The 3631-nt window shown below is 31.1% G+C and carries 5 protein-coding genes; 1 reads left to right on the top strand and 4 read right to left on the bottom strand.

All coding sequences use genetic code 11. The annotated features are described in order from the left end of the window. On the top strand, positions 1-558 hold a 558-nt coding region (locus RR554_RS01440), incomplete at its 5' end, for a hypothetical protein (protein ID WP_332467280.1). Positions 559-575: 17 nt separating this feature from the next. Here the strand turns inward: RR554_RS01440 and RR554_RS01435 are convergent. The 4 genes from RR554_RS01435 to RR554_RS01420 all read right to left on the bottom strand — a co-directional run. After that, positions 576-1028: a DUF1801 domain-containing protein gene (locus RR554_RS01435; protein WP_332467279.1), complete on the bottom strand. Its 453-nt coding sequence runs from the start codon at positions 1026-1028 to the stop codon at positions 576-578. 115 nt (positions 1029-1143) lie between these two features. Further along, positions 1144-2166, bottom strand: coding sequence for a DUF1002 domain-containing protein (locus tag RR554_RS01430; RefSeq protein ID WP_332467278.1), 1023 nt, complete (start codon positions 2164-2166; stop codon positions 1144-1146). A gap of 184 nt (positions 2167-2350) precedes the next feature. Next, on the bottom strand, positions 2351-2935 hold the full coding sequence (locus RR554_RS01425; RefSeq protein WP_332462524.1) for a hypothetical protein: 585 nt from the start codon (positions 2933-2935) through the stop codon (positions 2351-2353). A 104-nt stretch (positions 2936-3039) separates the two neighbouring features. Next, positions 3040-3631 (bottom strand): hypothetical protein (locus tag RR554_RS01420; RefSeq protein WP_332467277.1); only part of this gene is annotated, 592 nt, incomplete at its 5' end.

Genomic DNA, 3631 nt, shown 5'->3' with positions numbered 1-3631 from the left:
GAAAAAAAGGCGAAGCAAAAGAAGCAGAAAAAACTAGCTGCTGAAAAGAAAGCTCGAGAACTTAAAGAAATTCAAACTGCTCTAGCTTTAGCTCAAAAAGAGCCAACAAAACAAAACTATGATAGAGCGCAAAAAATAGTAACTAATTCAAAACATGCTAAAAAAGAAGATACTGAGTCACTCAAAAATATTGAAGCCAAGGTTAAAGAAAAAGAACTTATTCGTTCAATTGAGAGTTCAATTACAACTGCTGAAAACTCACTAAATAAAAGTGATTACAATAAGGCTTTACAAGAAAAACAAAAATTAACACATGAAAACGACCAATTTAACCAAAGACTAGAGACTATTAATCAACATATTCAACAAATAGAAGCAGATGAAAAAGCTGCCAGAGAACAAGAAACTGCCCAAGTAAACGAAACTAGTGAGATGGTTCTAGTCACACCTACTGGCTCTAAATATCATAATCATGTTTGCGGGCGTGGTACTTACACTGAAGCAACACTTGATTCAGCTATTAGTAGAGGGTTAGAACCTTGTAGTAAATGTTTTTAAAAAAAAGAGAGGATTTTTCATCTCTTTTTTTTATCCGTATAATGCTCGTAGCTTTCTATCCACTCTTCTAATGAGATTTTTGTGACCAACTCTCCTATTAAATCGTATGGAATATTTTTCACATTAGTCATTCGAATACAGCTTTTTCCCATATTTAATTTCGTAGGTACTTGCTTTGAGTACTCCTCTTGAAACCATGTAAGTAACGATTCCTGTCCCATAATCCCCATATGATATAAAGCAATATGATTTTTTTGAGCAGCTAATGAAATAAAAGGTATCGGTTCATCTTTCCGGTCTAAATACCCCTTAGGATATGTCTTCAAAGGAACAACAAAAGAAATCATGCCATATAAAAATTCTTCTTCAAACCCAATAGGCATATTATTCTTAATCACATTATATAAGTGTCTAAAGGATTTTCGTCTCTTTTCATCAACATTATCTAAATAATTTTCTATCTTTTCCATCATCATTTTCCTTTAAATTTGATAAGCTAAATATATCATTTGAACTCACAATTTTACAAAAGAAAAGAGCTGAAATATAAGTTTTTATTCTTATACTCCAGCCTTTTTCTAAGGTTTAATTAAAAATATTTGAAAAGAAATCTTTTATACTTTGCCAAAAGCCTGACATACCTGTTTTTGCTTTTTCAACATTTTCCTCTGATAACAAATTGTCTTTAAATTCTTTGCCATTTTTAACAAGATCATCTTTAAATCCTGACAATTGTTTGGTCATCTCAGAATCAGTCATAGCATCTGTGCCTGTGAAGGATACCATATTATTAATAATTTGTGTTCTTTGGTCACTAGATATTGCGTCTTTCAAGCCGTTTTGTTCAATTTGATTATCAACAACTTTGCCAACTTCCTGTGTTTTCTCTTCTTGAGACATGTCAGCTAATTTTTTATTTATTTTTTGTAATTCTAACTGAATATCTGCGAGCATTACTAACATGTTTTCAGATGAATATTCTTTGTTATCTTTATTAGCTTCATCAATAGATGAAACTACTTGCATTTGGTCTTGGGCAACTTCACGTTTTTCGTCGCGTTTCTTTTGATCTGTACCGTCTGTTGCTGGATCTACTTCATCATAAATTTTATAAATACCTGCTAAAGCGCCACTTCCATCCATTGGTTTAACACTGGCAATTCGAATATACGCATCATAAACCCCACTTGTAATCGCTGCGGAACGATACATTGCTTCTGTTCGAGCTGTAATATTTTGAGGGGTTACAATTTCAACATTTACACCTGATCCTGATTTAGTTCTGGCAATTAATGCACTTGAGTATGCTTTTGAATTAGCTGTAAACTCTGGCACATCAGTTACATATTTCACTAAATCATTACCATCAACAATAAACTGATTGTTTTTAGTAATGTCTATTCCTTTTAACTCTTTTACTTTATCGATATCCTTCGTTAATATCTCATTGGTTTTGTTCTTTTCATCTTCTGATAAGCCGTTTCCTAGTGCAATATTTGGCACATCCCAACCTTCATCTTTTGCTTTCTCATCTGCAAAAGTTGTTACACCAGTTGCTAAACTTGTAAAGAGTAATAATCCTATTGATAGTAATTTTATTTTTTTCATAAGTACCTCCGTATAGTCTTTTGATATGGCTACATTGTATCAGTGATTTGAAACAAGTGCATCCAACTTTAGTTGTGTTTTAGAAAATATTCAAAAACTTTGGAAAAAATTAAGAAATATTCATATGAAACACATCAAACCAATAAAAATGAGGAAATCATCTGACGATTTCCCCATTTTAAAGTTATTCAATTTTAAACTCTTCCAAAATTTTTGCACAGACTTCTTCTGGAGTTAACGTTGTATTATTGATTTTCATAGATTTAACATTTGGAAAACGCTCTTGTAATTCATGGTCGAAACTTTCCAATCGATAATTATCGACTGAATCAAGTAATTCTTTTTCCGAAAATACTAAGTCTCTTTTAGATGGTTTCATTTTCAGCCTAACTTCATGCGCATTTCGTTTGAGACGCTCCTTTAGATCAGCTACTAATTCAACAAAATAAACTTTTTGTCGGGAATTCAAAAAAATGTCCGAAATTTCTTCTAAAAATTCTATATCAACTTCTTGGTTGAAGTCAATAAGAACTGTAAATATTATTGTTTTTGTTCTATTATTGCTTGGACTTTTTACAAATTCCTCAAATAATCCTTTCCTCATTTGATCTGATAATTTAAATGTTGCATCACCGTAACCTAGGTAATCAGCAAAAAGGTCTATCGTTTGATGATTGAAAAGTAATTTCCCGTCAATCTTCTTCTCTAAAGACATACCTACAGTCATTTTACCTACAGCTTGTGCGCCAATAATGACAATCAGAGACATAAAATCCCCCCTTACTTGTTATTTTCTGCATCATTTTATATGCTTATAAAAGAAGTAGCTTGTATAAAAACAGATAGCGATAGAAATACATATTACTCCTTCCGTTACTCTTCAATTATTGTCTTTATCTTTCTACTCGAACTAATAAAAGTTGAAAAGATAACATATAGTAACATGCTAATTAACAGTATACATATTACGATAACATCAACATTAAAAGTGTTAACATCTTCAGAATATAAACCAATCTGAATTGTTTTGATAACTGACGAAAAAAAGATAAATTTTCCTACTATTAAACCAGTAATTGAAACCACCAAAAAAGTCTCTATTATTTGTAACATTGAAAAAGCTATTAAACCACGAGTCGATTCTCCAAGTAAATACATCGTTCTAATGTCTTCTTTTTGACTTAATAAAAATTGATAAAAACTTCTTTTTACTGTTCCTACTAAGAGTAAAATTAATGACATTGTTATAATACCTGCAGCTAATTTAAAAACAAACATAGTCGTAATTGGAAAGCCACTCATTTGAACCGTTACAAAATCTGTTTCTTTCTCTAAGGATATTATCATCTGTTTCTGCATATGACTTACAAATTGAAAAACAAAAAAGCAAAAGAAAGAAATAACAGCAAGTAATTCACTTAGAATAAAGGTTGAAATAATTCCCTTGGTACGAAAAACATTCTTT

It is taken from the genome of Vagococcus sp. (genome assembly GCF_036639995.1).
Taxonomy (GTDB): Bacteria; Bacillota; Bacilli; order Lactobacillales; family Vagococcaceae; genus Vagococcus.
This window is presented reverse-complemented; position numbering and strand designations above follow the sequence as displayed.

Coding starts and splice junctions, on each gene's coding strand:
- RR554_RS01430 (WP_332467278.1), bottom strand. CDS start 2,166: ATGAAAAAAATAAAATTACTATCAATAGGATTATTACTCTTTACAAGT.
- RR554_RS01425 (WP_332462524.1), bottom strand. CDS start 2,935: ATGTCTCTGATTGTCATTATTGGCGCACAAGCTGTAGGTAAAATGACT.
- RR554_RS01435 (WP_332467279.1), bottom strand. CDS start 1,028: ATGGAAAAGATAGAAAATTATTTAGATAATGTTGATGAAAAGAGACGA.